At 61.2% G+C, this 25,094-nt stretch carries 20 protein-coding genes, 1 tRNA gene, 2 pseudogenes and 3 riboswitches; of the genes and pseudogenes, 6 read left to right on the forward strand and 17 right to left on the reverse strand.

Going from position 1 to position 25,094, the window contains the following annotated elements; translation table 11 throughout:
• Positions 1–208: 208 nt before the first annotated feature.
• The 7 genes from A3AC_RS0107625 to A3AC_RS0107655 form a co-directional block, all read right to left on the reverse strand.
• Complete coding sequence (locus A3AC_RS0107625) at positions 209–1,597, reverse strand: L-serine ammonia-lyase (RefSeq protein ID WP_025598174.1); 1,389 nt, start codon at positions 1,595–1,597, stop codon at positions 209–211.
• A 26-nt stretch (positions 1,598–1,623) separates the two neighbouring features.
• Positions 1,624–2,754, reverse strand: coding sequence for an alginate lyase family protein (locus A3AC_RS0107630; RefSeq protein ID WP_025598175.1), 1,131 nt, complete (start codon positions 2,752–2,754; stop codon positions 1,624–1,626).
• Between the two features lie 115 nt (positions 2,755–2,869).
• The gene (gcvP, locus tag A3AC_RS0107635; protein WP_025598176.1) at positions 2,870–5,809 is read right to left on the reverse strand and encodes an aminomethyl-transferring glycine dehydrogenase; all 2,940 of its coding nucleotides are present in this window, start codon (positions 5,807–5,809) and stop codon (positions 2,870–2,872) included.
• A gap of 72 nt (positions 5,810–5,881) precedes the next feature.
• Complete coding sequence (gene gcvH / locus A3AC_RS0107640; protein ID WP_025598177.1) at positions 5,882–6,262, reverse strand: glycine cleavage system protein GcvH; 381 nt, start codon at positions 6,260–6,262, stop codon at positions 5,882–5,884.
• A gap of 72 nt (positions 6,263–6,334) precedes the next feature.
• Positions 6,335–7,453 (reverse strand): glycine cleavage system aminomethyltransferase GcvT, encoded by a 1,119-nt coding sequence (gene gcvT, locus A3AC_RS0107645; RefSeq protein WP_025598178.1) that lies wholly within the window; start codon positions 7,451–7,453, stop codon positions 6,335–6,337.
• A 79-nt stretch (positions 7,454–7,532) separates the two neighbouring features.
• Positions 7,533–7,686: riboswitch (glycine riboswitch) on the reverse strand.
• A gap of 43 nt (positions 7,687–7,729) precedes the next feature.
• Positions 7,730–7,828: riboswitch (glycine riboswitch) on the reverse strand.
• 69 nt (positions 7,829–7,897) lie between these two features.
• Positions 7,898–8,248 (reverse strand): hypothetical protein, encoded by a 351-nt coding sequence (locus A3AC_RS0107650; protein WP_025598179.1) that lies wholly within the window; start codon positions 8,246–8,248, stop codon positions 7,898–7,900.
• Positions 8,249–8,426: 178 nt separating this feature from the next.
• Entirely contained in the window at positions 8,427–9,476 is a 1,050-nt protein-coding gene (locus tag A3AC_RS0107655) for an oxidoreductase (protein WP_025598180.1), read from the reverse strand.
• A gap of 276 nt (positions 9,477–9,752) precedes the next feature.
• On the opposite strand from A3AC_RS0107655, the gene A3AC_RS0107660 reads away from it, so the two are divergent.
• Positions 9,753–11,852, forward strand: coding sequence for a UvrD-helicase domain-containing protein (locus tag A3AC_RS0107660; RefSeq protein ID WP_025598181.1), 2,100 nt, complete (start codon positions 9,753–9,755; stop codon positions 11,850–11,852).
• Between the two features lie 163 nt (positions 11,853–12,015).
• On the opposite strand, the gene A3AC_RS0107665 is transcribed toward A3AC_RS0107660, so the two are convergent.
• Positions 12,016–12,924 carry a c-type cytochrome gene (locus tag A3AC_RS0107665; RefSeq protein WP_025598182.1) on the reverse strand — a complete coding sequence of 303 codons (909 nt, stop codon included), beginning with the start codon at positions 12,922–12,924 and terminating at the stop codon, positions 12,016–12,018.
• Between the two features lie 317 nt (positions 12,925–13,241).
• Here A3AC_RS0107665 and A3AC_RS0107670 point away from each other — a divergent pair.
• Positions 13,242–13,317, forward strand: a tRNA-Arg gene (locus A3AC_RS0107670).
• Between the two features lie 74 nt (positions 13,318–13,391).
• Here A3AC_RS0107670 and A3AC_RS29095 read toward each other — a convergent pair.
• From A3AC_RS29095 to A3AC_RS30350, 3 genes and pseudogenes are all read right to left on the reverse strand, one after another.
• Positions 13,392–14,261: pseudogene (locus A3AC_RS29095) on the reverse strand (tyrosine-type recombinase/integrase).
• 27 nt (positions 14,262–14,288) lie between these two features.
• Positions 14,289–14,468: a hypothetical protein gene (locus tag A3AC_RS31275; RefSeq protein ID WP_232231911.1), complete on the reverse strand. Its 180-nt coding sequence runs from the start codon at positions 14,466–14,468 to the stop codon at positions 14,289–14,291.
• Positions 14,455–14,667 (reverse strand): hypothetical protein, encoded by a 213-nt coding sequence (locus A3AC_RS30350; protein WP_156924584.1) that lies wholly within the window; start codon positions 14,665–14,667, stop codon positions 14,455–14,457. The genes A3AC_RS31275 and A3AC_RS30350 overlap by 14 nt, the downstream gene beginning before the upstream one ends.
• A 170-nt stretch (positions 14,668–14,837) precedes the next feature.
• Here A3AC_RS30350 and A3AC_RS30355 point away from each other — a divergent pair.
• Together A3AC_RS30355 and A3AC_RS0107695 are read left to right on the forward strand one after the other, a co-directional pair.
• Positions 14,838–15,799 (forward strand): annotated as a pseudogene (locus A3AC_RS30355) (phage terminase large subunit family protein); the annotation flags it as partial.
• Positions 15,799–16,803, forward strand: coding sequence for a phage portal protein (locus A3AC_RS0107695; protein ID WP_025598186.1), 1,005 nt, complete (start codon positions 15,799–15,801; stop codon positions 16,801–16,803). The pseudogene A3AC_RS30355 and the gene A3AC_RS0107695, both read left to right, overlap by 1 nt.
• 172 nt (positions 16,804–16,975) lie before the next feature.
• On the opposite strand, the gene A3AC_RS0107700 is transcribed toward A3AC_RS0107695, so the two are convergent.
• From A3AC_RS0107700 to A3AC_RS29860, 6 genes are all read right to left on the reverse strand, one after another.
• Positions 16,976–18,160, reverse strand: a complete 1,185-nt coding sequence (locus A3AC_RS0107700; RefSeq protein WP_025598187.1) for a hypothetical protein — start codon at positions 18,158–18,160, stop codon at positions 16,976–16,978.
• Positions 18,161–18,259: 99 nt separating this feature from the next.
• Entirely contained in the window at positions 18,260–18,697 is a 438-nt protein-coding gene (locus A3AC_RS0107705; protein WP_025598188.1) for a hypothetical protein, read from the reverse strand.
• Complete coding sequence (locus A3AC_RS0107710; protein WP_035474872.1) at positions 18,690–19,598, reverse strand: endonuclease/exonuclease/phosphatase family protein; 909 nt, start codon at positions 19,596–19,598, stop codon at positions 18,690–18,692. Before A3AC_RS0107710 ends, A3AC_RS0107705 begins: the two co-directional genes overlap by 8 nt.
• A 553-nt stretch (positions 19,599–20,151) precedes the next feature.
• Positions 20,152–20,778 carry a hypothetical protein gene (locus A3AC_RS0107720; RefSeq protein ID WP_025598190.1) on the reverse strand — a complete coding sequence of 209 codons (627 nt, stop codon included), beginning with the start codon at positions 20,776–20,778 and terminating at the stop codon, positions 20,152–20,154.
• A gap of 7 nt (positions 20,779–20,785) precedes the next feature.
• Positions 20,786–21,358, reverse strand: a complete 573-nt coding sequence (locus A3AC_RS0107725) for a hypothetical protein (RefSeq protein WP_025598191.1) — start codon at positions 21,356–21,358, stop codon at positions 20,786–20,788.
• Positions 21,355–22,155 (reverse strand): TIGR04255 family protein, encoded by an 801-nt coding sequence (locus tag A3AC_RS29860; protein ID WP_084515403.1) that lies wholly within the window; start codon positions 22,153–22,155, stop codon positions 21,355–21,357. Before A3AC_RS29860 ends, A3AC_RS0107725 begins: the two co-directional genes overlap by 4 nt.
• Before the next feature lie 504 nt (positions 22,156–22,659).
• Positions 22,660–22,837, forward strand: a riboswitch (yybP-ykoY riboswitch).
• Positions 22,838–22,929: 92 nt separating this feature from the next.
• Between A3AC_RS29860 and A3AC_RS0107735 the strand changes: the two genes are divergently transcribed.
• A complete protein-coding gene (locus A3AC_RS0107735) occupies positions 22,930–23,940 on the forward strand; it encodes a sodium:calcium antiporter (protein ID WP_025598193.1) in 1,011 nt (336 codons plus the stop codon).
• A gap of 485 nt (positions 23,941–24,425) precedes the next feature.
• Complete coding sequence (locus A3AC_RS0107740; RefSeq protein ID WP_025598195.1) at positions 24,426–25,088, forward strand: NeuD/PglB/VioB family sugar acetyltransferase; 663 nt, start codon at positions 24,426–24,428, stop codon at positions 25,086–25,088.
• Positions 25,089–25,094 lie beyond the last annotated feature (6 nt).

Here is a 25,094-nt window from a genome sequence, read left to right on the forward strand (position 1 = left end):
TCGACAGCACGGTCGGTCGACCGGCACTCCAACAGCTTACGCCGACACCGCGAGCGGTGTCACGGCGCAGCGCAATGCAATGCATGCAGGTCGCGAGCAAGATGCCGGTTGGCGAATGCGCAAACAAAAACGCGAGCCCAAGAGCCCGCGTTTCCCTACGCTGCGAATCAGTCAACCGACGTCCGGCACATAACCGGACAATCAGGCCTCAGCACTCGACTATATTCACCGCCAGACCGCCGCGCGAAGTCTCCTTGTACTTCGTCTTCATGTCCGCGCCGGTTTCACGCATGGTCTTGATGACCGAGTCCAGCGACACGTAATGGCTGCCGTCGCCGCGCAACGCCATGCGCGCCGCGTTGACTGCCTTCACCGACGCCATTGCATTTCGCTCGATGCACGGAATCTGCACCATGCCGCCGACCGGATCGCAGGTGAGCCCCAGGTTGTGCTCCATGCCGATCTCCGCCGCGTTTTCTACCTGTTTCGGCGTGCCGCCCATCACCGCCGCGAGCGCGCCCGCAGCCATCGAGCACGCGACGCCGACCTCGCCCTGGCACCCTACTTCCGCGCCGGAAATGGACGCGTTCAGCTTGTACAGGATGCCGATGGCTGCCGCCGTCATCAGAAAGTCGATCACGCCCTGTTCGTTCGCACCGGGCATGAAGCGCGTGTAGTAATGCAGCACGGCCGGAATGATGCCGGCGGCGCCATTGGTCGGCGCGGTGACGACGCGGCCGCCCGCGGCGTTTTCCTCGTTAACGGCGATGGCGTACAGATTGATCCAGTCGACCATGGAAAGCGGATCGCGCAGCGCCAGCTCAGGGTTGCCCGACAGCGCCCGATACAACTGCGGCGCGCGGCGCTTCACCTGGAATGGACCGGGCAAGTTGCCGTCCGCGTCCGGGTTATTGATGCCGCACCCGCGCGCCACGCACGACTGCATCACGTCCCAGATTTTCAGCAGGCCCGCGCGTGTCTCCTCTTCTGTGTGCCACGCGCGTTCGTTTTCCCACATTAATTGCGCAATGCTTTTGCCGGTCGATTCGCACAGCGCGAGCAACTCGTTACCGCTGCGAAATGAATGCGGCAGTTGATCGACGGCGGCGAGCACCTTGGTGTTCGGCGCGCCGGCCGTCACGACGAAGCCGCCGCCCACCGACAGATACGTCGACTCGCGCAAGGTCTCGCCTTGCGCGTCGAAGGCGCGCAGCTTCAGGCCGTTCGGATGTTCGGGCAGCGCCTGCCGATAAAAAGAAATATGGTCCTTCTGCACGAACGGCACCTCGTGCGTGCCGAGCAAGGCCAGCTTGCGCGTGGTGCGGACCGCTTCCAGGCGCTCACCAATCGTGTCTGGATTCACGGTGTCGGGCGCGTCGCCCATCAGGCCGAGCATGACGCCCCGGTCGGTGCCGTGGCCTTTGCCCGTCGCGCCGAGCGAACCGTACAGATCCACCTTGACGGACGCCGTGTTTGCCAACAGCCCGTCGCGTTCGAGCCCTTGCGCGAACATCAGCGCCGCGCGCATCGGCCCGACCGTATGCGAGCTTGACGGACCGATGCCGATTTTGAAGAGGTCGAACACACTGACTGCCATTTACTGCTCCTACTAGTGACTATGGTTTAGCGCGCCGGCATGGGCAAACACACGGCAAGCCATGCGGGCGGCGTTGCTGCGAGTTGCAGCGCGATTGGCGTGTAGCGTCCGTCCAGACGCGCCGCCAGATGAAACAGTTCCGCCGCGTTCTTCGGATCCCACTGACCCGAATAGCCGGGCAAGCCGGCTTCGCGGCGCTTTGCGTCGAATGCGACGCTGGAATGTACGAATTCGTCGTGCGTCCTGCTGCCGGCCGCATAGGGCGCGAGCCAGTTGAGCGCGGCTTGCAGCGACGCGCCGTTCGCCCCCTTCTCCGGCAGCCAGTTGCGGTTGTGACGGCGCGCGGCGAGCGCGGCAGTGACGAGCGGCTGCAGGTCGTAGGTGACGTAGTGCAGCGCGTCACGTTCGGCGAAATCGATAGTCGAGCCGTCTGGCTCGATGTTGTCGCCGACATGCTCGACAAAGAGACGCTGCGCCGCGTTGATCATCTTGCGGTTGTCGAGCGTGAAGGCGGCCATTGCAATCAGTTTGATCCGGTGGCTTTGCCAGTTGTTCCGGTAATTGCCTTTGAGCGGACGCGGCTGCTCGTCGATCTGTGCGATATAGCCGTTTGCGAGTTTCGTCAGAAACGCCATCGACGCATTGCGCGTTTTTACGGGCAGCGCGCTCGCGGTCATGTCATACGCGAGAATCAGGCCTTCGAAATGCGTTTCGTCGATGGGATTGAAGCTCGGCTGATAGGTCGTGACCCACGCGTACAGCAAGCGGTCGACGAGCTTCAGATAGCGGTCGTCGCTAGTGGCGCGCCAGGCAAGCGCGGCGTCGCGCAGCAGCGCGAGGTCCCTCTCCGCTTCCACGCTCTGATCGTAGATGCCTTCGTGCGGCAGGGTGCCTTCCGTGTGCAGCTTCGGCTGCGCGTGCGGCTGGTCGTTCAGATGCGCCTGCACATTGCTCACCAAAGCCTTCACGCCAGGATCGGCGTTTGTGCGCTCGCTGGTTTGCCATGCGGGGGCCGCGCAGAAATTCATTGCGGCTTGCGCATGCCGCAGCGGCAGCCACGCGACCGCGCCGGCCAAGAGCCATACACAAGCTTGCCGCCGCCTGCGATCTCGCGTTGCATCGGCCGGGCCTTGCATCAATCGCACCTTTCGCACCATGCGGAACTCCTCGTTGGGCTGATTCGGTGTGAGATGTTAGCCGTTTGCGGCGTGAAGCGACAGAACCGCGCATCGCCCGGCTACCAGTACGGACGATGCGCGGCAAAGGCAACGCTTACTCGTAATCGGCGACCGGCACGCACGAACAGAACAGGTTGCGATCGCCATACACGTTGTCCGCGCGGCCGACCGGCGGCCAGTACTTCTTCGCGATCAACGTGGGCAGCGGATACGCGGCGGTTTCGCGTGCATACGCATGCTTCCACTCGTCGGCGATGACGACTGCGGCGGTGTGTGGCGCGTGCTTCAGCGGGTTGTCCTCGCGGTCCGAGCGGCCTTCTTCCACGGCGCGGATCTCCTCGCGGATCGCGATCATCGCTTCGATAAAACGATCGAGTTCTTCCCTCGATTCCGATTCGGTCGGCTCGACCATCAGCGTGCCCGGCACCGGGAAGCTCATGGTGGGAGCGTGGAATCCGTAGTCGGCGAGGCGCTTGGCGACGTCGTCGACGGTGATACCGCTCGTTTCCTTGATAGGACGCAGATCGAGAATGCATTCGTGCGCGACGAGGCCGCCCGGGCCCGAGTACAGCACCGGATAGTGCGGCGCGAGTTTCTTCGCCACGTAGTTCGCATTGAGGATCGCCGTTTCGGTGGCGGCCGTCAGGTTCTTCGCGCCCATCATCGCAATGTACATCCACGAAATCGGCAGGATCGACGCCGAGCCGTACGGCGCGCCGGACACAGCGCCGATGCCGTTCGGCGCGCGTTCGTAGCCCGACGAAATCTGGTTGGGCAGGAACTGCGCGAGGTGCGCGCCGACCGCGACCGGACCGACGCCCGGTCCGCCACCGCCGTGCGGAATGCAGAAGGTCTTGTGCAGGTTCAGGTGCGAGACGTCGCCGCCGAATTGGCCGGGCGCCGTCAAGCCGACCATTGCGTTCATGTTCGCGCCATCCACGTAGACCTGGCCGCCGCGAGCATGCACGATCTCGCAGATTTCGCGGACGTTCGCCTCGAACACGCCGTGCGTGGACGGATACGTAATCATGATCGCAGCGAGTTTGTCGGCGTGCTGATCGGCCTTCTTCTTCAGGTCTTCGATGTCGACGTTGCCTTGCGCGTCGCATGCAACCACCACGACCTGCATGCCGGCCATTTGCGCCGACGCCGGATTGGTGCCGTGCGCCGACGCGGGAATCAGGCAGACGTTGCGATGCCCTTCGCCGCGCGACGCGTGATAGGCGTGGATGATCAACAGCCCCGCGTACTCGCCTTGCGAGCCGGCGTTCGGCTGCAACGAGACGGCCGCATAGCCGGTTGCGGCGACCAGCATTGCTTCGAGCTGATCGATCATTTCGCGGTAACCGACGGTTTGCTCAGCCGGCGCGAACGGATGGATCTGACCAAACTCGGGCCACGTGACCGGCAGCATTTCCGAGGTCGCGTTCAGCTTCATCGTGCAGGAGCCGAGCGGGATCATCGAACGGTCGAGCGCGAGGTCCTTGTCGGACAGGCTGCGCAAGTAACGCAGCATTTCCGTTTCCGAATGATGACGGTTGAACACGTGGTGCGTGAGATACGCGCTCGTGCGTTCCAGCGATTGAGGCACCGAGGCCGTGTTTGGCGATGCGGCCAGTTCAGCGTCGAGCGCATCCACATCGGGCACGTCGCTCGAGAACGCCGCTTGCGCGAACACGGCGAGCAGATCCGCTAGATCGCCGCGCGTGGTGGTTTCGTCGATCGAGACGCCAACGCGCGTCGCGCTCACGTGGCGCAGATTGATGCGCCGCGCCGTAGCTGCGTCGTGCAACGCCTGCGTACGCGCGCCGGTCTCGAACGTGAGCGTGTCGAAGAACGTTTCATTGACCAGCGAGTAGCCGAGCTGTTTCGCGCCCTGCGCGAGCAGAGCGGCGATGCGGTTCACGCGCAGCGCGATGGTCTTCAGGCCGCGCGGGCCGTGGTACACCGCGTACATACTGGCCATGATGGCGAGCAGCGCCTGTGCGGTACACACGTTCGACGTGGCCTTCTCGCGGCGGATGTGCTGTTCGCGGGTTTGCAGCGCGAGACGCAGCGCGGGGTTGCCTTGCGCGTCGACGGTCACGCCGACGAGACGGCCCGGCATCTGACGCTTGAATTCGTCGCGCACCGCGAGATAAGCCGCATGCGGGCCGCCGAAGCCGACCGGCACGCCAAAGCGCTGCGTATTGCCCACAGCCACGTCCGCGCCCCATTCGCCCGGCGGCGTCAGAACGGTCAGCGCGAGCAGGTCGGCGGCGACCACCACGTGGCCACCGGCTGCGTGGATTGCTTCGGTGAGCGCGCGGTAGTCGCGCACGTCGCCATTCACACCCGGATATTGCAGCAGCACGCCGAATGCATTCGCATTCGCGGCTTCATCCGCCGGGCCGACTTTCACTTCGATGCCGACCGGCGTGGCGCGCGTTTTCACCACTTCGATGGTTTGCGGCAGCACGTCGTCGGCAACATAGAACACGTTCGACTTTGGCTTGCCGACGCGTTGCAGCAGCGTCATGGCTTCAGCCGCGGCCGTCGCTTCGTCGAGCAGCGATGCATTGGAAATCGCGAGGCCCGTCAGATCGACCACCATCTGCTGGAAGTTCAGCAGCGCTTCCAGGCGGCCTTGCGAGATTTCCGGCTGATACGGCGTGTACGCCGTGTACCACGCCGGATTTTCGAGCACGTTACGCAGGATCACCGTCGGCGTATGCGCGTTGTAATAGCCCTGCCCGATGTACGAGCGGAACACCTGGTTCTTGTCCGCTAGCTCGCGCAGTGCGGCGAGCGCTTCGGCTTCGCTCTTCGGCTGCGCGAAGGGCCCGAGCGGCAACGGCTCGGTGCGGCGGATCGTCTGCGGAATGACGGCGTCGATCAGCGCGGCGCGCGACGCGAAGCCCAAGGCTTCGAGCATGGCATGCTGGTCGGCCGAATCCGGGCCGATGTGCCGTTCGGCGAAGGCGTCATGCACTTCGAGCGCGGCAAGCGAGAGAGGAGTGCGGTTCATCAGACGATCCGGGTGTTCGAGCTTCATGGTGTTCCTGGCGGTGCGGCTGTCCTTATGCGAAGGGCGCGCCGCACCTGTCGGTTTATACGTAAAAGTGAATCAGGCGCCGATGGACTTCGAATACGCGTCGGCGTCGATCAGGCGGTCGAGCGCGGCGTCCGAGGCCGGCTTGATCTTGAAGAGCCAGCTTTCGTACGGCGAGCTGTTGACCGAATCCGGCGAATCGGCCACGGCGCTGTTCGCCTCGATGACTTCTCCCGAGACCGGCGCGTAAATGTCCGAAGCGGCTTTCACCGACTCGATCACCGCGACGGTGTCGCCGGCGGTCACGGTTTTGCCCAGTTCCTGGACCTCGAAGAAGACGATGTCGCCGAGCGCTTCCTGCGCGTGGTCGGTAATGCCGACCGTCAGCGTGCCGTCCGCTTCGGTGCGGACCCATTCGTGCGATTCGGTGTATTTCAGATCGGCCGGGATGCTCATCGGATGCTCCTATGCGGGGTGATTCGGTAATGGCTAAAAGAGGGGACGTGGGCGGCGGTTGCCTGCAGCGGCTCAGGCCGCCGCGAGCACTTTACCGTTGCGCACGAACGGCAGTTTTACCACGCTTGCAGGGACGGACTTGTCACGAATCTGCACGTGGACCGTATCGCCTGGCTGTACGCCTTTCGGCACGCGCGCAAAGGCGATGGATTCCTGCATCGTGGGGGAAAAAGTGCCGCTGGTGATTTCGCCTTCGCCGTGCGGCGTAATGACCTTCTGATGCGCGCGCAGTACGCCCGCGGCCTTGCCGTTTTCCTTGCGCAAGATAAGGCCGACGAACGCGGCCTTCGAGCCGTCCACTTCCAGCTTGCTCTTGCCGACGAATTCGCGGTGCGAAGCGAGGTCGACGGTCCACGCGAGGCCGGCGTCGAGCGGCGAGATGTTGTCGTCCATGTCCTGGCCGTACAGGTTCATGCCGGCCTCGAGGCGCAGCGTGTCGCGCGCGCCCAGACCCGCCGGGCGCACGCCTTGCGCTTGCAGCGCGTTCCACAGCGCGACTACATGATCCGCCGGCACGATGATCTCGAAGCCGTCTTCGCCGGTGTAGCCGGTGCGGGCGACCGTCAGCTCGCCAAACGGCGTGCCGTCGACGCGCGCCGCGTTGAAGGGCTTGAGCACCTCGGTGGCGGCGCGCGTGGCCGGCACCGTTTGCCAGAACTTCTCGCGCGCGTTCGGACCCTGCACGGCGACGATCGCGAGATCGCGGCGCGGCGTGATGGTCAGGTCGAAGCCGCCTTCATTCAGCTGCTTGAACCACGCGATGTCTTTGTCGGCGGTACCGGCGTTGACGACCACGCGGAAATGGTTTTCGCCGAAGTAATACACGATCAGGTCGTCGATCACGCCACCGTCCGGATTCAGCAGGCACGAGTACAGCGCCCGGCCCGGCGTTTGCAGCTTCCCGACGTTGTTAGCGAGAGCGTATTCGAAGAACGGACGCACGCGCTCGCCGGTGAAATCGACGACGCACATGTGCGAGACGTCGAACATGCCCGCGTCGGTGCGCACCGCGCGGTGTTCGTCGATCTGCGAGCCGTAGTTGACGGGCATGTCCCAGCCGCCGAAATCGACCATGCGGGCATTGAGCGCACGATGGGTGGCGTTGAGCGGAGTATGTTTGAGTTCGGTCATGGGGCCTCGGGCGTCTCGCGAAACAAAAAAGGCCATGCGGCGCCGCGCCTCGCGCCTTATGGCTGCGAGCGTGGTGCTGCATGGCCCCTCTGTCCTCGATACCTGAGAGATTGCGCTGCCGTGGCGATCTTGATTCGCCGCGGTTGAACGCGCGCCCCTTCGGTGGGCAGCTTGCCGGGTCTGCGCGGCGTGTGCGGTGCAGACGGCTACTGCCGCTCTCCAGAGTGCGAAAAACGGCGCCTTGATGTTGCTGGGTGCTGCGTGGGCGCGAGTCTTTCGACGCGTTCGGTCCTTTTGCCTGAGAGTTTGCGGGTGTGCCCCTTCGGCGGCGCGGCCTGCGAAATCAGCGGCCAGCGCGCTCTCCCGACGCGTGCGGCGAATTTACGCGAGGCCCGGGGGCTTGTCAAATAAAGGGCTCATCCGACGACGTCCGGCCCTGCGTGCTCATTCGCCGATCGCGTGCGCCGCGGTATCCAGTTCCTCGTTGAGCACGCGCTGTTCGTCGGCGGAGAGGCCGCCGCCGTGCTGCGCGGCCATGTCGTGCGCTTCGCGCCGGATCACGTCGAGCCGATGGTGCAGCTCGCCGCCTTGCGGGGGCGGGTAATAGCCGAGATTCACACGATTGTCGATACGGCGGCTCAGGTTATCGATGCGGCCGTCGACTTGCCGCAGCCGCTTGTCGGCAATCTGCTGCGGGCTCGGACGCGGCGCCGGCTCCGACTGCGGCGCGACCACACAGGCGGCGAGGGAACTGAGCAATGCGCATGCAGCGAGCGCGCGGATGGTACGTGGCATGGACTCTCCGTGAAGTCGTTGTCGTTTTGCGGTGCTACACGCGTAGCAACGGATCACGGCTGAATCGCGCCGACCACTGAAGCCCGCTGATTTGTAACGTTGTATTGCTTTCGGGCTTGTCAGCTTGCGGTTAGCGAGGCCAGCGCGAGATTCTTCGATGCGCGCCGGCCATGCTCGCTCAGCGGATGCGCTCGAACGGAAGGCGCAGGCCTTCGTCGGAACTGCGCGCCGCGAGTTCGATGATCGTCATCACATCGACGGCGTCTTGCGGCGTCACGGGGAACTTCGCGCCGTGTTGAATCGCGTCGGCGAGCGCGATGTAGAAGTTCACATACTCGCCGTTGCGCGTGGGCAGTTCGCGCTCGACCTCACGATCGCCGTCCACGACGCGCAGCATGCCTGCCGCATTGCCTCCTGCGAAGCCTTCGTCGCCCGGACGCAGGCCTGCTTTCAACTGGTCTTCCTGCGTGTCGAGTCCGTACTTCACGTAGCTGCCGCGGGTGCCGTGAATGACGAAGCGTGGCGCGACGATAGCCGTCAGCGCGCTCGCGTGGAGCACCACTTCGAAGTCGCCGTAGCCTAGTTGAATGTGCACATAGTCAGGTGCGCTAGCCTGATCGCGATGCGTGCGCACCGTCGCGGCCACGGTCTGCGGCGCGCCGAAGAGCGCGAGCGCCTGGTCGATCAAATGAGGCCCGAGATCGAACAGCAGACCGCCGCCGCGCGATGCGTCCTCGCGCCACCGTTGGCGCACTTCGGGCCGAAAGCGGTCGAAATGCGATTCATAGTGCGTAACGCGCCCAAGCTCGCCGCTCGCGAGCAGATCGCGCACGGTCATGAAGTCGCCGTCCCAGCGACGGTTGTGAAAGGGCACGAAAAGCTTGCCGCGCGCGAGCGCGATGTTGGCGAGCGTGTGCGCGTCGGCGGCGCTCAATGTCACCGGCTTGTCGACCACGACGTGCTTGCCCGCTTCGAGCGTGCGGCGCGCCAGGTCGAAGTGCGTGTCGTTGGGCGTGGCAATCACCACGCACTCGATCTCGTCGAGCGCGAGCAACGCGTCGAGATCGGCGACGACTTTCGCGTGCGGATAGTCGGCGAGCGCGGCTTCGGGGCGGCCCGTGGCGATAGCCGCGACGCTCGCGCGGCCGCAGTGCTCGATCACCGGCGCATGAAAGGTCGCGCCGGCGAACCCGTAACCCATCAATCCAATTTTCAGCGATGCGGACATGCGTGTCTTCCTGCAAAAACGGCGCGCCGCTTTGCCACCGCGGCGACGGCGCGCAACGCCGTCATTGTGGCATGGCGCGAACGCGGACTGCGCCAAAGGCATGAACGGGGTCTTTTGCATCACGAACCGCTGGCTGATGAGGTGGTCCACGCGAATGGGCGCCGCGAATTCATGCGCCGTTTTCATCCGTGATAGCATCGCTCCTCTCGCGCAAAACGGGGCGCGCCGCAGCGTCTTCGCAGCCGCATTTCAACCGCAACACCCCATCCACACAAGATGTCCGCAGGCCTGAATCCCGCTCAAAGTGAAGCGGTCCGTTATCTCGACGGGCCGTGTCTCGTGCTCGCCGGCGCAGGCAGTGGCAAGACGCGCGTCATCACGCAGAAAATCGCGCACCTGATCGAAGCGAAGGGCTTCGAGCCGCGCCACATCGCGGCCGTCACCTTCACGAACAAGGCCGCGGCGGAAATGCGCGAGCGCGTGGGCAAGCTGCTGGAGGGCAAGACGCTCACCACGCCCGGCAAAGAGGGCCGCAAAGTGCCCGTCAATCAGTTGACGGTTTGCACGTTCCACTCGCTCGGCGTGCAGATTCTGCGGCAGGAAGCGGAGCACGTCGGCCTGAAGCCGCAGTTCTCGATCATGGATTCGGATGACTGCTTCGGCATGATCCAGGAACAGGTCGGCTCGACGGACAAGGGTTTCATCCGCAAGATCCAGTCGATCATTTCGCTGTGGAAAAACGGCCTGATCATGCCCGAAGAGGCGATTGCAATTGCCGCGAACGAGGACGAGCACCAGGCTGCGATCGTCTATCGCAACTATGTGGCGACGCTGCATGCGTATCAGGCGGTGGATTTCGACGATCTGATCCGCCTGCCCGCCGAGCTTTTCGCGAAGAATGAGCAGGTGCGCGACCGCTGGCAGAACAAGCTGCGCTATCTGCTCATCGACGAGTATCAGGACACCAACGCGTGCCAGTATGAATTGCTCAAGCTGCTGGCCGGACAGCGCGCGGCGTTCACGGCGGTAGGCGACGACGACCAGGCCATCTACGGCTGGCGCGGCGCGACGCTCGAAAATCTCGCGCAGCTCGGCAAGGACTTTCCGAAGCTGCACGTGATCAAGCTGGAGCAGAACTATCGTTCGACGGTGCGCATTCTCACGGCCGCGAATAACGTGATCGCCAACAATCCGAAGCTCTTCGAAAAGAAGCTGTGGTCCGAGCACGGCATGGGCGATTCGATCACGGTGACCGGGTGCAACGACGAAGAGCACGAAGCCGAATCTGTGGTGTTCCGCCTGTCCGCGCACAAGTTCGAGCGGCGCGCGAACTTCCGCGATTACGCGATTCTCTATCGCGGCAACTTCCAGGCGCGCATCTTCGAGCAGGTGTTGCGCCGGGAGCGGATTCCGTATGTGCTGTCGGGCGGGCAGTCGTTCTTCGACAAGGCGGAGATCAAGGACATCTGCGCGTATCTGCGTCTGATCGCGAATGCGAACGACGACCCCGCGTTTATCCGCGCGATCACGACGCCGCGCCGTGGGGTCGGCAATACGACGCTCGAGGCGCTCGGCTCGTTCGCGGGGCAGGCGAAGGTGTCGCTGTTCGAGGCCGTGTATATGGGCGGCATCGAGGCACGCCTGTCGCCGCGCCAGATCGAACCGATGCGCGTGTTCTGCGACTTCATGCAGCGCCTGACCGAGCGCGCCGAAAAAGATGCGGCGGGCACGCTGCTCGACGAGTTGATGGACGCGATCCATTACGAAGCGTATCTATACGACGCATTCGACGAACGCCAGGCGCAGGCGAAGTGGCAAAACGTGCTGGAGTTTATCGAATGGCTGAAGCGCAAGGGCACCAAGGCCGAGCCAGCAGACGCGGCTGGTGGCGCGAACAGCGAGGCAACGGGTTATGACACGGCGGACGGTCTCGCCGATACCGGCAAGAACCTGCTCGGTCTGATTCAGACAGTCGCGCTGATGTCGATGCTCGAAGGGCGCGAAGAAGATCCCGACGCGGTCAGGCTCTCGACCGTGCACGCGTCGAAGGGCCTGGAGTATCCGCATGTGTTTCTGGTAGGCGTCGAAGAAGGCATCATGCCGCATCGTGGCGGCGCGGACGACGAACCGATCGACGACGCGCGCATCGAGGAAGAGCGCCGCTTGATGTATGTGGCGATCACACGTGCGCAGCGCAGCCTGCATCTGAACTGGTGCAAGAAGCGCAAGCGCGCGCGGGAGACGGTGGTGTGCGAGCCGTCGCGGTTCATCCCCGAAATGCTGCTCGACGATGCGCCGCCGCCCACGGCGGACGAAGCGCCGATGTCGCCGAAAGACCGGCTCGCGAGTTTAAAGGCGCTGTTGCAGAAGGCGTGAGGGGGCGGGGCGTTCACCCGAGGCAGTTGTCTGATAGCCGCGACGAAGCCGCTCAAACTCGTTGCGCATGAAAAAATCCCTGCCCGCATGGCTGCGGTGCAGGGATTCGTGTGGATTGCAAGCGCCGGGAATGGAAGGTCTTTGCGCGCGATGAACGCGCGCGTTACTTCGCCGCGCTGACCATGTAATCGACGGCGGCCTTCACGTCCGCGTCGGACGCATTCGAGCCGCCTTTGGGCGGCATCGCGCCCTTACCGTGCAGCGCATAGTTGTAGACGGTGTCCATCGGCTCTTTCAGGCGCGGCGCCCAGGCTTCCTTGTCGCCGAATTTTGGTGCGTTGAGCACGCCGGCTGCGTGACATGCCTGGCAGACCTGCTGATACAACGCCTTGCCCGCTTGCGATGCATCGGCGCTTTGCGTCGCGCCCGACGCGGGAGCGGCGGCGGCTTGCGGAACGCTTGCCATGGCGGCCATTGCCGCGGCCGCCTGGGCCGCGCCTGCGTCGGAAGCGCCGCCTGCCGTTGCAGCGGACGCCCCAGCCGCCGCGGATGCCGCCGCGGCGCCTGATGCCGGCTGTGCCGGTTCGGGGAAGCTCGCGCCAGAATTGTTCGCCATGTATGCAACCGCGCGGGCGATTTCGAAGTCGCTGTAATCGTCGGGGCTCGTGCCGCCGCGCGGGGGCATGGCGCCTTTGCCGGCGAGCGCGGTGTGCAACAGCGTGTCGAAGCCTTGCGAGATGCGCGGCGCCCAGTCGGCGGTGTTGGTGAATTTCGGCGCGCCAGCGGCGCCCGATGCGTGACAGGCCGAGCAGACCGCCTTGTAGACTTCCTCGCCGGTCTTGTACACGCGCGGCGCGTTGGCGTCGCGAATCTCGACCTGGGCGATAGGCTTGATGCGGGCGGTGACTTCGGCTTCGGAGAGACTGTCGGTGCCGGCGCCGGTGCGTGTCGAATTGTCGACGTAGTAAGCCAGCAGCACGATGATGATGATCGGCACAGCAAACCCGGCGATGACCGCGGCGATGAGCTGTCCTGGGGTTTTGATCGGGGCTCCGTGTGGTGCTTCGCTCATGCTTGTCTCGTCTCCGTGGGTATGTGAGCGGTACAGCGCGACGGCAACTTCTTGTTCTTGATCAGCCACGGACGATTATAGACGCAAGCTTTCGACGGCGGCGAGAGGCGCGGCCAGGTGTTCAGCAGGCGTTTACCCGCATCGTGCGAAGTGATGGGGGTGAGTTGGGAGAGCGTGTTGAAGCGCCGGCAATAGGCGGCAATGTGCGGGAAAAAGGCCCCGGAGGCCGTGCGGTGGACGGTATGGCCGAAACCGGGTATCCTTTCGGTCTCGCTTTGGCGCCGCATCCGCTCGGATCGCCGCGCTGTCAAGTCGAAGCGCCCGTAGCTCAATGGATAGAGTACTGCCCTCCGAAGGCAGGGGTTGCTGGTTCGATCCCAGCCGGGCGCGCCAATCCTGACAAGGATTTCAGCGGTTTTCCAGTTTCAGCATTTCTCTCCAGTACAGTCAAAATACAGTTGGCACAGTCAGCGAGCGGCCGTCTGCAGGTCGACGACCTGCGTGTGCGGCTGGACCCAGCGTGCCAGGTGATCGGCCGACAGGTGCGCGTAGCGTTGCACCATCTCCAGCGTTTCCCACCCTCCCAGCTCCTTCAGAACCTGTAACGGCGTGCCGCGCTGCACATGCCAGCTGGCTCACGTATGGCGCAGATCGTGCCAGCGGAAATCGCGGATGCCGGCGCGCTTGAGCGCTTTGGTCCATGCCGCCGTCACCGTCTGATAAACCGGCTTGCCGTGGTACACGAACACGCTTTCGACGTATTCAGGCATGCGCTTCTTGCTGCGCTGTCGCCGTAGCACCGCGATTGCCGTGTCCGACAGCGGCACCGTGATCGCCTTGCGGGCTTTTGCCTGGTCCGGATGAATCCAGGCGACGGCCCGCACCAGATCGACCTGCGACCACTGGAGGCCCGTCACGTTGGCACGGCGCAACCCGGTCTCGAGACTGAACTGCGCCATGTCGGCCAGATGCGTCGGCAGCTCGGCCAGCAGACGTTCGGCTTCCGCGAGCGTCAGCCAGCGTATCCGGCGCGACACGACCTTGGCCTTTTTCGTCCTTGGCACCCGGTCGATCCACTCCCACTCGACAGCTGCATTCAGGACCGCCTTAAGCACGCCGACGACGCGGTTCACCGTTCCGGCGCTGACGTTGCGGCCGAGCTTCCGGGGACCTTTGCGGGTCTGGACAACCCGCGGCTCCATCCGCTTGATGTGCGCAATCGCGTCGATGCGGTTGCGGTCAATATCGGTCAGCAGCACGCCCGAGAGGTGCTGGTCGAGCCACCGCAGATGCGTCTTGCTGGTTTCCAGACTGGCGATGCCCTCACGTTCGCTCACGTATCGGACCACTGCATCATTCCAGGTTTAGCGCGGCTTGTGACCGAGCCTGGCCTGATTCCACAGATCCACTCTCAGGCGGTCGTAGAACTCCTGCGCCTGCTCCTTGTTGCTGGTGCCAGTGCTGCCCTGTACGACCGGGCCGCCACCGGGCGGGGAAAGTCGGTAATACCAGTTCGGACTTTTACTTCGTTTATAGAGCGACATTTTTCATCTTCCTGGTGATCGCCCTGCACAACTCGCGGAATCCATTCTCCCGCGAGGTAACGATGCAGCGCAATCGTGGAGAACATCCAGCGCTTGCTACCTTCCGGCCCGGCAGTTCGCCGGCCTTCGCCTTGAGTCTCACCGTTTCCGGATGCGCGCCGAGCATTGCCGCGGCCTGAACAAGATCGACAGTACTCATCGGCCGCTCTCCAGACGGACGCGCGATGGGGGCACACGCAGCGCAACTCGTGGACACGTGGATTGCCGGGCGGGCGGTCGCAAGTCATTGATCGGTAAGGAAACGCCTGCCATCAGTTGCCATGAGTCAGCCGATTCCGGCATGGCTGACTGATGGCCTAAAAAATAGGCAGCATGTCTGACTCGTGGCAAAACAGCGGTAAGACGTATTTCTCTACGCCGTCGAGCATCACTCACGAGGCCTATACCTTCTGGACTGGCGAGCACTACAACAGGGGGCGCGCAAAGGCCGATCACATTCATCTCGATACGTCGCATGCGGCGCTCGCTCGCGGCCGGCTTTGCGAGGATCGGCAGTTTCGCCAGATCGTCACGGTCGAGGATGCCGTCGCCGGCGGGTGTGACCTGTTCGATATTGACGAGCTGCGACTTGAATAAAGCGCGCAGGAATACGCGAACCTTTTGATGTGTCAGTTTATCGACGATACGGCGTCGCTCTTTCCGCTCGTCGAGCTGCAACGCTGCATGGTCGACTCGTCGGAAGAATGGGCCGACGATTTCAAGCCGCTCGCGCCCCGCCCTTTCGGGTTCCGGCCGGTATGGGTGGGCTATGGCCCGGCGCTTTCCGGCGACTCGGCCGGCCTTGTCGTCGTTGCGCCGCCGGCGGTGGCGGGGGGCAAGTTCCGCGTACTGCACAAGCAGCAGTTTCGCCGCATGGATTTCGAGGCGCAAGCCGAGGCGATTCGACAGATCACGCAGCAATACAACGTCGAAGATATGTCGATCGATACGACCGGCATCGGCCAGGGCGTTTATCAGCTCGTCAAACAGTTCTATCCGAGCGCGGTCGCGCTTAACTACTCGCCAGAATCAAAGGCCGGCTCGTGCTGAAAGGCTTGTCGGTCATCAGCAAGGGCCGGCTCGAATTCGATGCGGGTTGGACAGACCTAGCGCAATCGTTCATGGCCATTCGAAAAACCATAACGGCGAGCGGCCGAAAGGTGACATACGAGGCGAGCCGCAGTGAAGAAACAGGGCATGCCGATCTAGCTTGGGCGTGTCTGCACGCGCTCGATAACGAGCCGCTAGAGGGTGTGACCGCAAACAATACCGGCTTTATGGAGTTCTCTTAATGAGCAAGCGCAAGCGCAGTTTTAACACATCGAGCACGACGCCGGCGGCCACGTCGACGCCGGCAAGGGCCGAGGCCTTTACCTTCGACGATCCAGTGCCGGTGATGGATCGGGCCGAAATTCTTGACTACGTGCAAGCGTGGTCGGCCGGCGATTGGTATGAGCCGCCCGTGTCATGGTCGGGACTGGCAAAGACGTTTCGCGCCGGCGTGCATCACGGCTCGGCGATCTACTTCAAACGCAATGTGCTTTCGTCGACGTTCATTCCGCACAAGTTGCTCACGCGCGAGGAATTCGACAAATGGGCGCTCGATTTCCTTACGTTCGGCAACGGGTACATCGATCGCCGCACGAACCGGCTCGGCGGAACACTCGCCCTCAAACGTGCGCCGTCGAAATACATGCGCCGGCGGATCGACTTGCAACGCTTCGTGCAGCTCAACGGATACCAGCAGATCGAACACGAGTTCGAGCCGGGTGCCGTGCATCACTTGATGGAGCCTGACATTAATCAGGAGGTGTACGGCTTGCCCGAATATCTCGGCGCGCTGCACTCGGCATGGTTGAACGAGTCGGCGACGCTCTTTCGTCGCAAGTATTACGGGAATGGTTCGCACGCCGGTTTCATCCTGTACATGACGGATGCGGCGCAGAGTCAAAGCGATGTCGACAAAATGCGCGAGGCTTTGAAGAACAGCAACGGGCCGGGGAATTTCCGAAACCTTTTCATGTATGCGCCGAACGGCAAGAAAGACGGCATTCAGCTCATTCCCGTTTCAGAGGTCACGGCGAAAGACGAGTTTTTCAACATCAAGAATGTCACGCGCGACGACTTGCTCGCGGCGCATCGTATCCCGCCGCAACTCATGGGGACCGTGCCAAGCAATACCGGCGGGTTCGGTGCGAACGAAATCGCGCCCCTGCAACGCCGCTTTACACAGCTCAATGACTGGCTCGGCGATGAAGTAGTGCGATTCAATTTGTACGGAATCAAGCGGTTGTGACCCGTGCCCTGAGCAGCCTACAGCGTTTCAACGGCCGCAACCCCGAATGCCGCGCCGGACGCGTTGGACGTTCGCATTGAGATCGTTACTGATCTGCTCTTCACTGCCGTCCGGTCTTGCTGCCGATTCACCGGCCGTCTTCCGAACACGCAACGGTTGACCGGGTGTGCAATCAGTGCCCGTGCAGGAACGGCGACAGTGTCTTAACGACGAAATGGTTGGGCCGCCACCCTGACAATAGTTTATCGACCACGAAACTGTCCGCGAGCGCCGACAATGTACCCGTTACTGGACCTACGAAGCCGAGCGCAGTTGTCATCGCATATCGAATCGTCTTGGCGGTGATTCCCTGAGTCCAAGGTTCTGACGTGATGTCACGAATGTAGGCGTGGACCAAATTGTCGTCTGGATTTACCGCTCCGAGCCAATTTTTGAATCGGTCGCCCTTGTCCAACAAGCGAAAAAATTCGGCGATCGAACGCTCACCCGAGTCGATAGCTTCGGCTAAGCTCGGGGCGTTCGGAAGAAGCACATCGACAAACTGTTGGCGAGATTCGGAGTTCAACTGAGAGCGCCGCAGCAGCTCGGCGTACCGCACGCGAATGATCGAAGACGCAACACTGGAAGTCACGAAATCGCCTCCGTAGTAGGAGGCCATTGCCAGGTCTGCCCGCGCTTCCAAAATGTTGCTTAACAAATGGGCGACTGTCACAGCTTCCATCGGCGGCCTCATCGTCGCACGATGTGAGTTTATTGCGGCAAAGTCAATGTTTGAAAAAGCACAGTAACCCTGCTCAGTCTGCACGAGTTCGAATTGCAAACCCTGGTCCGATTTGTATCCTTCAGCCGATGCACCGATAGCCTGCCGGATAGCTTCGTGGACAAATTCGGCATCAGACAAATCACGCCTCGCGGCGCCCGGAATCCCTCCCTTCACAAAATGGTTCCCGGAGTACTTCCGAAGTGGAATACGAACAGAAAACCACTTTGAAAAATCCCTAGCTGCCTTTCGGGGGACTCCTTGGCGCTCGAGCTCATAGGTCAACCGTTCCTCCGGCGAACGAAGCGTCTTCGTCTGGTCACCTGCGAACGAGAAAGCTACGTAGTCGTGAAACTGCGTGACACCCACTGACGTGCTGTGTGTACCAAGGTTTTCCTCGCAATAGACACTTGATAATTCCGGACGTTGCAGCAGCAGTCTGAGGCAATCGATTCCAACCTGCTTGACCAATTGAAACAACGTCCCCCGATCGATCACGAGGTGCACCTTCTGATAGTAGAGCAGCGCTTCCGCGACCTGACCAGCGGTCACTGGCGATCCGCCTTCAGCCCTTCGCAAGACAACGTGATCGAACATAGATTGTCCCGTTCATGATGAATGTCCGCTGCCTCAGATGTAACGCAGTCGTTGGTGTTCCCGCGACTACCACAGTAGGTGAGTTCCGCGATCTGCGGCTTACGTTGCTTCGGTCGGACTCGGAGGCGTCATGCGGATATATTTTTGAATTATCTCACCGACAAGTGGATCTTGGAGCAGCAAACCAAGCGCACGTTCTAACCCTTCTTTGTCTTGGCAATGCCATTTACTGGACGACTCCGTATCGATAGTGCAAGGATAGCCTGAGCGATCCATGTGCCATTTTGCAATTTCGGTAGGCTGTATTCCCTCTATCGTCGAAAACACAGCCAAGGCCCAATACGTCACGCGCTGAAAAGTCGCGGTAAATTGCAAACCTTGATTAAATTCCGCGCGCTTTAATCGAACCTTGCCGTCGGTCGCTTGGGATAATTGCCGATTCAGTTCTTCGAATATCGCGTCAATCTCTGCGCGATTCTGCTCGGCTGTTTTCGCGGCATCCAGTCCTACATGGAGAGATTTTATAAAATCAACCATTTAAGCTCACCTTTTCAATTAGCGCAAATACAGGCATATGATCGAACGACTCGTCCCGATCTCGAACCAGGTCTGTATATGAGGGGATATCGAGGACTTTTACAGCATCTTCTCTAAGGTGCCACTGAGAGTTGCCAAGAAACGATGAAGAAAAAATAATCTGATCGAAGGTGTGCCATTGAGTAAGGCGGCCCGATGTGTAGTGGTAGCTGCCTCCATGTGAAACTCCCTCCGCCGATCCGGAAGAATACAAAACATTTGAAGCAAGATGGCGCCAAAAAGGGTTATACATCAGGTGTCGACGTCGGGAGGCAAGAGCGCGGTCACGCGTTGCCATAAGGTGGTCTTCTAAGGACGGAGCGAACGGCTCGTCATTAAAGTCGCCGAGGACCACAACGTGGCCCGAATTATCTGCCCCCAAGACGTCATTCACTGCTTCTCGCAGATGCATGCCCAGCCGATGACGGTCAGTGTGATTTTCGTCGCACCATAGTCGGCTAGGCCAGTGCGATACGAACAGGTGTATCACCGTCTCGTTGTCCGCCAACGCGAAATCTACTCGCTGGCCGACCTTGAGCGCACTTGGCCCGCTGAAACTCACAATTTCCTTGTGATCGAGCATAAGTAATGCGTTTTTACGAAAAATCACACAGACATCAAAAGAACTCCTCCCGGCGCGTGAAAAACCCTCGTAAATCGAATACTCAGAGATAGTGCAAGTATTGCGCATAGCAACCACGTCCGCGGCAGACATCTCACCAAGGCAGATCACATCGATTGATAACGTTCCTGCGAAAAAATCAATCATGCTGAAAACGATCGCCCGTTCCGCGTCCGTGGATCGTCTTCGCTTAGCGGTCGGGGAAAGACTGGTATTCCACCAGATCATTGATATCTGCATGTTTAGGTTCCTGGCTGGCGGCGTCAATACCTATCAATCGATAGCCTAGGAGTCGTCCTCCTTCGAACGGCCGAGAAACGCGCATTATGACGTATTTCTTCGTCGAATCTTTCGGACCGGGTCTATCTTGGCGACAACCCTAATGCCTGCCACAACGGCTGATGCCTAGCTAGCGGTATGTCGGGCGCCGCTAGGCCTGTATTTCCCCGATTCGAGCTGACCAGTCATATCGGCTCTTGCCGGACTAGGACCGGACGTTAGCGACGATCCTCGGAACGCCAAGACGTGGCGGACTCACACCGATCGCCGGCGCGGAAGCGGGACTCCAAAGGGCCGTCGTGTCGTTGATGAAGGACCTAATTGCTCAAACCGCAGTCCCCCCCACGCCTGGATGCCTCGCCAAGGGGAGACGTTTTAGTGCGGGTGACTCACTTTGGCGATTCCCGCAGCGCAAGGGGCGCAGGGGGACTTTTCGCGCACCGGCGTGCTGCACTTTGATGCGCGTTGACCGTCAGCTGTGCAACGATCCAGAAAAAGTGCAAAGCGCAAAGCGTTAGTCGTGGGCGCCGATCGCGCCTCGAATTTCCGGGTCGGCGATCCTTCGCAAATACCACACGCGCAATCGATGAAACAGAAGCTTGACTTCAGCGGGTCGGATATACAGAAACGGATATGGAAGAAAAAATTTCTCAGGAGCTGCCGGCCCGCCGCCGGCTCTCACAACGTCTTTGAAGTTCTGTATCGCCGCCGCCTGCACACTTCTATTTGCCGAGGCTATTTCCGGGGAAAATCCAACATGAGCGTGGGCATAGTCGATTTTTCCGTTGCTGACGAGCGGGGCGTCGATTATAAGAAATTCTCGCTGCCCCCCCTCTGTAGTCATTTTGCGGAGTTGGCGCGCGGAAAACTGCATAAGCCCTTTCGCCTCACGACCTGGCTTTTTCGAAAGCAAGACGTCGAATACAAAGAAGCGGATGCGCGGTGGTGAGGAGTACCGTTGCCTTGCAACAGACTGCTTGCATTCGACGAAATCCTTCTTCTTAAAAGCATCCCGCGTAAAATCATTGTCCTCCCAATTCAGCGGTTGGACAAAAGCAATAAGAATCCGCTCTCCTCTTTTGACAATTCCGAGTGACAGCCGACCTTGCTTTCTTTTTTCTATTTCGTAGTCGTCAACCATCGAAAAATTATTTCGTAAGATACATGTTCAGGTCTTGAGGTATGCCAGCCCCAGCTACGCCGGTGGTTTCGCCAGGTATATACCGATCCCCATTGAAATACGTGTATCCGTAGTCTTCCTCCCCTTCAAACATAGCTGCGGCCTTCTTATTGTCTTCGTTCCATTCAAGAGTAATGATGCCATCTGCAGCCAATGAAGCAATTGGAAGAGGGGCTTGCGGAGGTAATTCGTTTAAAAATACTAAGGCCTCGGGAACAGCTTCCGTAAGCTGTTGTTCCGCCTCAGAGTCGTCCAAATAATCGCCGTCCAGAAATCCCAAAATCGTTTTTTCGAGCGCTAACTTCTCGGCGCTTTTGCTTACTTGTACTATTTCTTCTGCCATCGATAGGTTTTCTGCGGCACCTATCTCTAACTCATTTATGGCATAGGTTTTTATGAGCCTTACCGAAAACGGCCGAGTAAACGCGAACGCCCCGTTTTGCAAGGAAGTGGTGATTCGGGAGATACCTGTGAAAGAGACAGCCTCGGACGCGAAATCCGTGCCGAGGTCAAATGGAGTGCGAATACTGATATCGCTCATGGTTTCTCCTCCGGCTGCATCACTTGGATGAGTTCAGGTGTGACAAGTGAAGTGAACGCTTGCCTTGCCACGTCATGCGCCCCGTTGAACCATGCCATTAGATCGGCGTGTTCAGGCTTGATGACATTTCCGCCCTCGACGGCTAACTGGAGTATGCATGCTGGAGCGCCATTAACCGCTCCCTCTGCGGCTTGGATGCTCAGATGGGAGGCTGCAAGCCCCCTAATTGGGAACTTGCTCTGCGACGTGGTCGAAACGTCTCCAAGCTGCACCCCCAAAGACTGGAGAAACGGTTGTGGCATGACCGACTTGAGCCCCAAGTACCGAGACGTGAATTGAGCATAGTTCTCAAGCCCGTGCAAAGTCGTGAACGCATTAATATAGCGAATCACCACCTGTTTCAGCCTCAACAGCTTTTGGTAGCTTGGGAAAGACTGCAGAAGCAGATCGAACGCTTCGCGAACCGAGGGTTCGAAGTCGGGCCAGCCGGTGTATTGCGGCCCCGCCATGTGTGCTGAAAACAGTCCGGGTCCAAGTTGGACCTTTGGCCATGTATCAGGCGCTGGCTCGAAGCGGACGAACGGTTGCCATGCTAATAGTTCGCGAGGCACATTAGCAGGCACAAGGTCTTGCGTGCGAGGATACCCTGCAGTCGCCAGGCGCGGAGCCATATCCGCTCGTAACACGTCAAAAAACGGGTCAAGTCCGCCGCCCGGCGGCATAATTGTAGGCGTAAGTTCCCATCGTAGCTCTACGATGAGCTCGACCAGCGCAGGATTTTTATAAATTGTGCCCATTCGACTCTTCAATAAGGCTGGCTTTTCTGTGAAGCATATCAGACCTGGGCCCCAAAAGATTGCTCCGCGCTACGTTGCTGACGAAGTAAGCCACCAAGCAGGATTTCGGCGTGATTTCCTAACCATAGGATGTGAAAGACCCGTGGGTCCATGGATCGTCCGGCGCCTGCGCGATCCCCGCTGTACAGTGGAAATACAGTTTGGATGGACTTGGTTGGCCTTGAATGGCCTTGTTTAGCCTTGGTTTTTCAGTTTGCGAGTTGCGTAAGGCATTGATTTATAAAGAGACCTTGCGCGCGGGTAAAACTCCGAAGGCAGGGGTTGCTGGTTCGATCCCAGCCGGGCGCGCCAATCAAACAATTGCCAGACATCGCCAAACAAGCATTGGCTCATCATCAAGGGTTTAGGCTTCCGCGCCCAAGCCTTCTCTATTTCCCCGCAGCATTCCGCGCACTCACGCCTTCCAACCCCAACCTTGTTCCCCGCACCCACTCCCGCTAGAATCGCCCAGTCACTGGGGAGTAGCCTTCCTTCACGCGTCGCGTGAAGGAGAGCGCGTCAACATACTTGGCCTTTGGGTCATGGCGCGTTCGACCGGTCGGTTTGGCGAGACCATTGGCGCACCGCTTCGTTCTGGTCGGACGGGTAGCGGTGCGTCATGGTTCGTCTTACGTCCGACCGCGGAGCCGCTGTGAAATTACCTCGTCCCCTCTTCGAATCCTTCCTGCGCCATCTGCCGCGCCGCGCCTTTTCCGTCGATGCACGGAGCCGCGCATGACCGGTCTTCTCTTCGAACTGGCCGTCATGCTGGTCGTCATTCTGGTGGCGGCCGAGCTTTTCACCAACGCGTTGGAACACCTGGGCGAGCGGCTCAAGATATCCGAGGGCGTGACCGGCTCGCTCTTCGCGGCGGTCGGCACCGCGCTGCCGGAGACGCTGGTGCCGCTGATCGCGATCGTCGGCGGCACGGCTGACCATGCCGTCAATGAAGAGATCGGCGTGGGCGCCATTCTCGGCGCGCCGCTGATGCTGTCCACCCTGTCCACTTTCCTGATGACACTCGCGGTGCTGCGCTCGCGCGGCATGGCCGGGCGTGTGGTGCCGGAACGCTCGGGCTTCACGCGTGACCTCAACTATTTCCTATTCGCGTTCCTGCTGGCTGCGGCGGCCATGTATGTGCCGCACGAGCAGCGCATCGTGCGCGCGCTTTTCAGCGTCGCGCTCGTCGGCGTCTATGTCGCGTATGTGGTCGCGACTTTCCGCGCGTCGAACGATCTCGTCGATGCGGGCCACGGTACCGAGGCGCCCGGCAAGATGATGCTCGCCCGCCTCGGCGTGCCGACCAACCTCGCCACTATCGCCATCCAGCTGCTGCTCGCGGTGGGCTTGCTGGTGTGGGGCGCGGAGGGCTTTATCCACGGCGTGCGGGGCGTGTCCGCGGCGTTCGGCGTGTCGCCGCTGCTGCTGTCGCTGCTGATCATTCCGATCGCGACCGAATTGCCGGAGAAGGTCAACAGCATCCTGTGGATCCGCCGTGGCAAGGACACGCTGGCGTTTGGCAACATCACCGGCGCCATGGTGTTTCAGGGCACGTTGCTGCCGGCCATCGGCATTCTGCTGACGCCGTGGACGCCGCGCATCGAAGTCCTGACCGGCATCGTCATCACGCTCGCCGCGGCCGCCTGGCTGAGGCTCAACGCGCGCGAGCGCGGCGCGCCGGTGTGGGCGTTGCTGTTTTGCGGCGCGCTGTATGCGACTTATCTGGCGATTACGCTGACGCGTTAGGTCGACGCCGCTCGCCGCGCGGCCACCCGGTCCGGGCGGCATTTTGCGCGGCCGGGACGCTTTACGCCGCCCGTCAGCTGGTCGGCGCTCGCCGCTGGGCCTGCCGCCGGGTCCGGCGACGCGTCAGGCAAGCCATGCTGTGCCGCTTCGGCCCGCTGACCGGCGACGCAAATCCACGCTGTGCCGCTCCTGCCCGTTGACCGGCGACGCAAATCCATGCTGTGCCGCCTCGGCGCGCTGACCGGCCACGCATAATCCGCGCTCTACCGGGCCGGCCCGCCCCCTTCGCCCGCCTACCTTGCAATACCCCGATTTAAAGGCTTTTCCCGTGCTAACTCCCGGAATCGCCCGCAGGGGGCGGGCGGCATAATTTCGACCATGTTCCATTGGCCTCGGTGCCCGTCAGTCTGGCGATGTGCGGCTCACGGCATCCACCGCCATACGGGCCGCGCGACGCCGGCATTCATGTTCGAGTGATAGATATCGTGACTCTCAGACTTTTCGTGTACGGCTCCGGCGGCTTCGGTAAAGAAGTGATGGACGTCGCCCGTCGCCGGAACGCGGCGACCCGGCGCTGGGATCAGATCTGCTTCGTCGACGACATCCGCGCCGAACGCACTTTCTACGGCACCCAGGTATTGCGCTTCGACGACGCCGAAGTCGCCCAGCATCTCGACCAAGCCGAGTTCGTGATTGCCGTGGGCGAACCGGCGGGACGCGAAAAGCTCGGCAACAAGCTGCGCGAAGCCGGCGCCCGGCTCGGCCAGGTGATCGACGTCAGCTCGCTCGTTGCCGACACTGCGTTGCTGGCCGAAGGGCTCGTCGTCACGCCGCTGTGCTCCATTTCGAGCGACGCCAGGCTCGGCCGCAACGCCTGTGTGAACACCATGTCGATTGTCGGCCATGACGTGGAGGTGGGCGAAAACACGGTCGTCTCGTCGATGGTCAACATCGGCGGCGCTTGCGTGATCGGCGCGAACAGCTACCTCGGCATGGGCGCGCTGATCAAGGAAGGTGTGCGCATCGGCTCCAATTCGATCGTCGGCATGGGCTCGGTCGTGTACTCCGACATTCCCGACGACGTGATCGCCCTGGGCAACCCCGCGCGCGTTGCCCGTCCTAATACCGACCGCAAGGTCTTCAAGTGAGATTGG

The sequence above is a fragment of the Burkholderia sp. WSM2230 genome (assembly GCF_000472445.1).
Taxonomy (GTDB): Bacteria; Pseudomonadota; Gammaproteobacteria; order Burkholderiales; family Burkholderiaceae; genus Paraburkholderia.

What these genes read in the sequence shown, in the direction of transcription:
- A3AC_RS31275 (WP_232231911.1), bottom strand. Translation starts at nt 14,468, where the DNA reads ATGTCGCTCTATAAACGAAGTAAAAGTCCGAACTGGTATTACCGACTT.
- A3AC_RS0107650 (WP_025598179.1), bottom strand. Translation starts at nt 8,248, where the DNA reads ATGCCACGTACCATCCGCGCGCTCGCTGCATGCGCATTGCTCAGTTCC.
- gcvP (WP_025598176.1), bottom strand. Translation starts at nt 5,809, where the DNA reads ATGAAGCTCGAACACCCGGATCGTCTGATGAACCGCACTCCTCTCTCG.
- A3AC_RS0107725 (WP_025598191.1), bottom strand. Translation starts at nt 21,358, where the DNA reads ATGAGCGATATCAGTATTCGCACTCCATTTGACCTCGGCACGGATTTC.
- gcvH (WP_025598177.1), bottom strand. Translation starts at nt 6,262, where the DNA reads ATGAGCATCCCGGCCGATCTGAAATACACCGAATCGCACGAATGGGTC.
- A3AC_RS29860 (WP_084515403.1), bottom strand. Translation starts at nt 22,155, where the DNA reads ATGGGCACAATTTATAAAAATCCTGCGCTGGTCGAGCTCATCGTAGAG.
- A3AC_RS0107625 (WP_025598174.1), bottom strand. Translation starts at nt 1,597, where the DNA reads ATGGCAGTCAGTGTGTTCGACCTCTTCAAAATCGGCATCGGTCCGTCA.
- A3AC_RS0107710 (WP_035474872.1), bottom strand. Translation starts at nt 19,598, where the DNA reads ATGCAGATATCAATGATCTGGTGGAATACCAGTCTTTCCCCGACCGCT.
- A3AC_RS0107720 (WP_025598190.1), bottom strand. Translation starts at nt 20,778, where the DNA reads ATGGTTGACGACTACGAAATAGAAAAAAGAAAGCAAGGTCGGCTGTCA.
- A3AC_RS0107655 (WP_025598180.1), bottom strand. Translation starts at nt 9,476, where the DNA reads ATGTCCGCATCGCTGAAAATTGGATTGATGGGTTACGGGTTCGCCGGC.
- A3AC_RS0107700 (WP_025598187.1), bottom strand. Translation starts at nt 18,160, where the DNA reads ATGTTCGATCACGTTGTCTTGCGAAGGGCTGAAGGCGGATCGCCAGTG.
- A3AC_RS0107665 (WP_025598182.1), bottom strand. Translation starts at nt 12,924, where the DNA reads ATGAGCGAAGCACCACACGGAGCCCCGATCAAAACCCCAGGACAGCTC.
- A3AC_RS0107660 (WP_025598181.1), top strand. Translation starts at nt 9,753, where the DNA reads ATGTCCGCAGGCCTGAATCCCGCTCAAAGTGAAGCGGTCCGTTATCTC.
- A3AC_RS0107695 (WP_025598186.1), top strand. Translation starts at nt 15,799, where the DNA reads ATGAGCAAGCGCAAGCGCAGTTTTAACACATCGAGCACGACGCCGGCG.
- A3AC_RS0107705 (WP_025598188.1), bottom strand. Translation starts at nt 18,697, where the DNA reads ATGGTTGATTTTATAAAATCTCTCCATGTAGGACTGGATGCCGCGAAA.
- gcvT (WP_025598178.1), bottom strand. Translation starts at nt 7,453, where the DNA reads ATGACCGAACTCAAACATACTCCGCTCAACGCCACCCATCGTGCGCTC.
- A3AC_RS0107630 (WP_025598175.1), bottom strand. Translation starts at nt 2,754, where the DNA reads ATGGTGCGAAAGGTGCGATTGATGCAAGGCCCGGCCGATGCAACGCGA.
- A3AC_RS0107735 (WP_025598193.1), top strand. Translation starts at nt 22,930, where the DNA reads ATGACCGGTCTTCTCTTCGAACTGGCCGTCATGCTGGTCGTCATTCTG.
- A3AC_RS30350 (WP_156924584.1), bottom strand. Translation starts at nt 14,667, where the DNA reads ATGAGTACTGTCGATCTTGTTCAGGCCGCGGCAATGCTCGGCGCGCAT.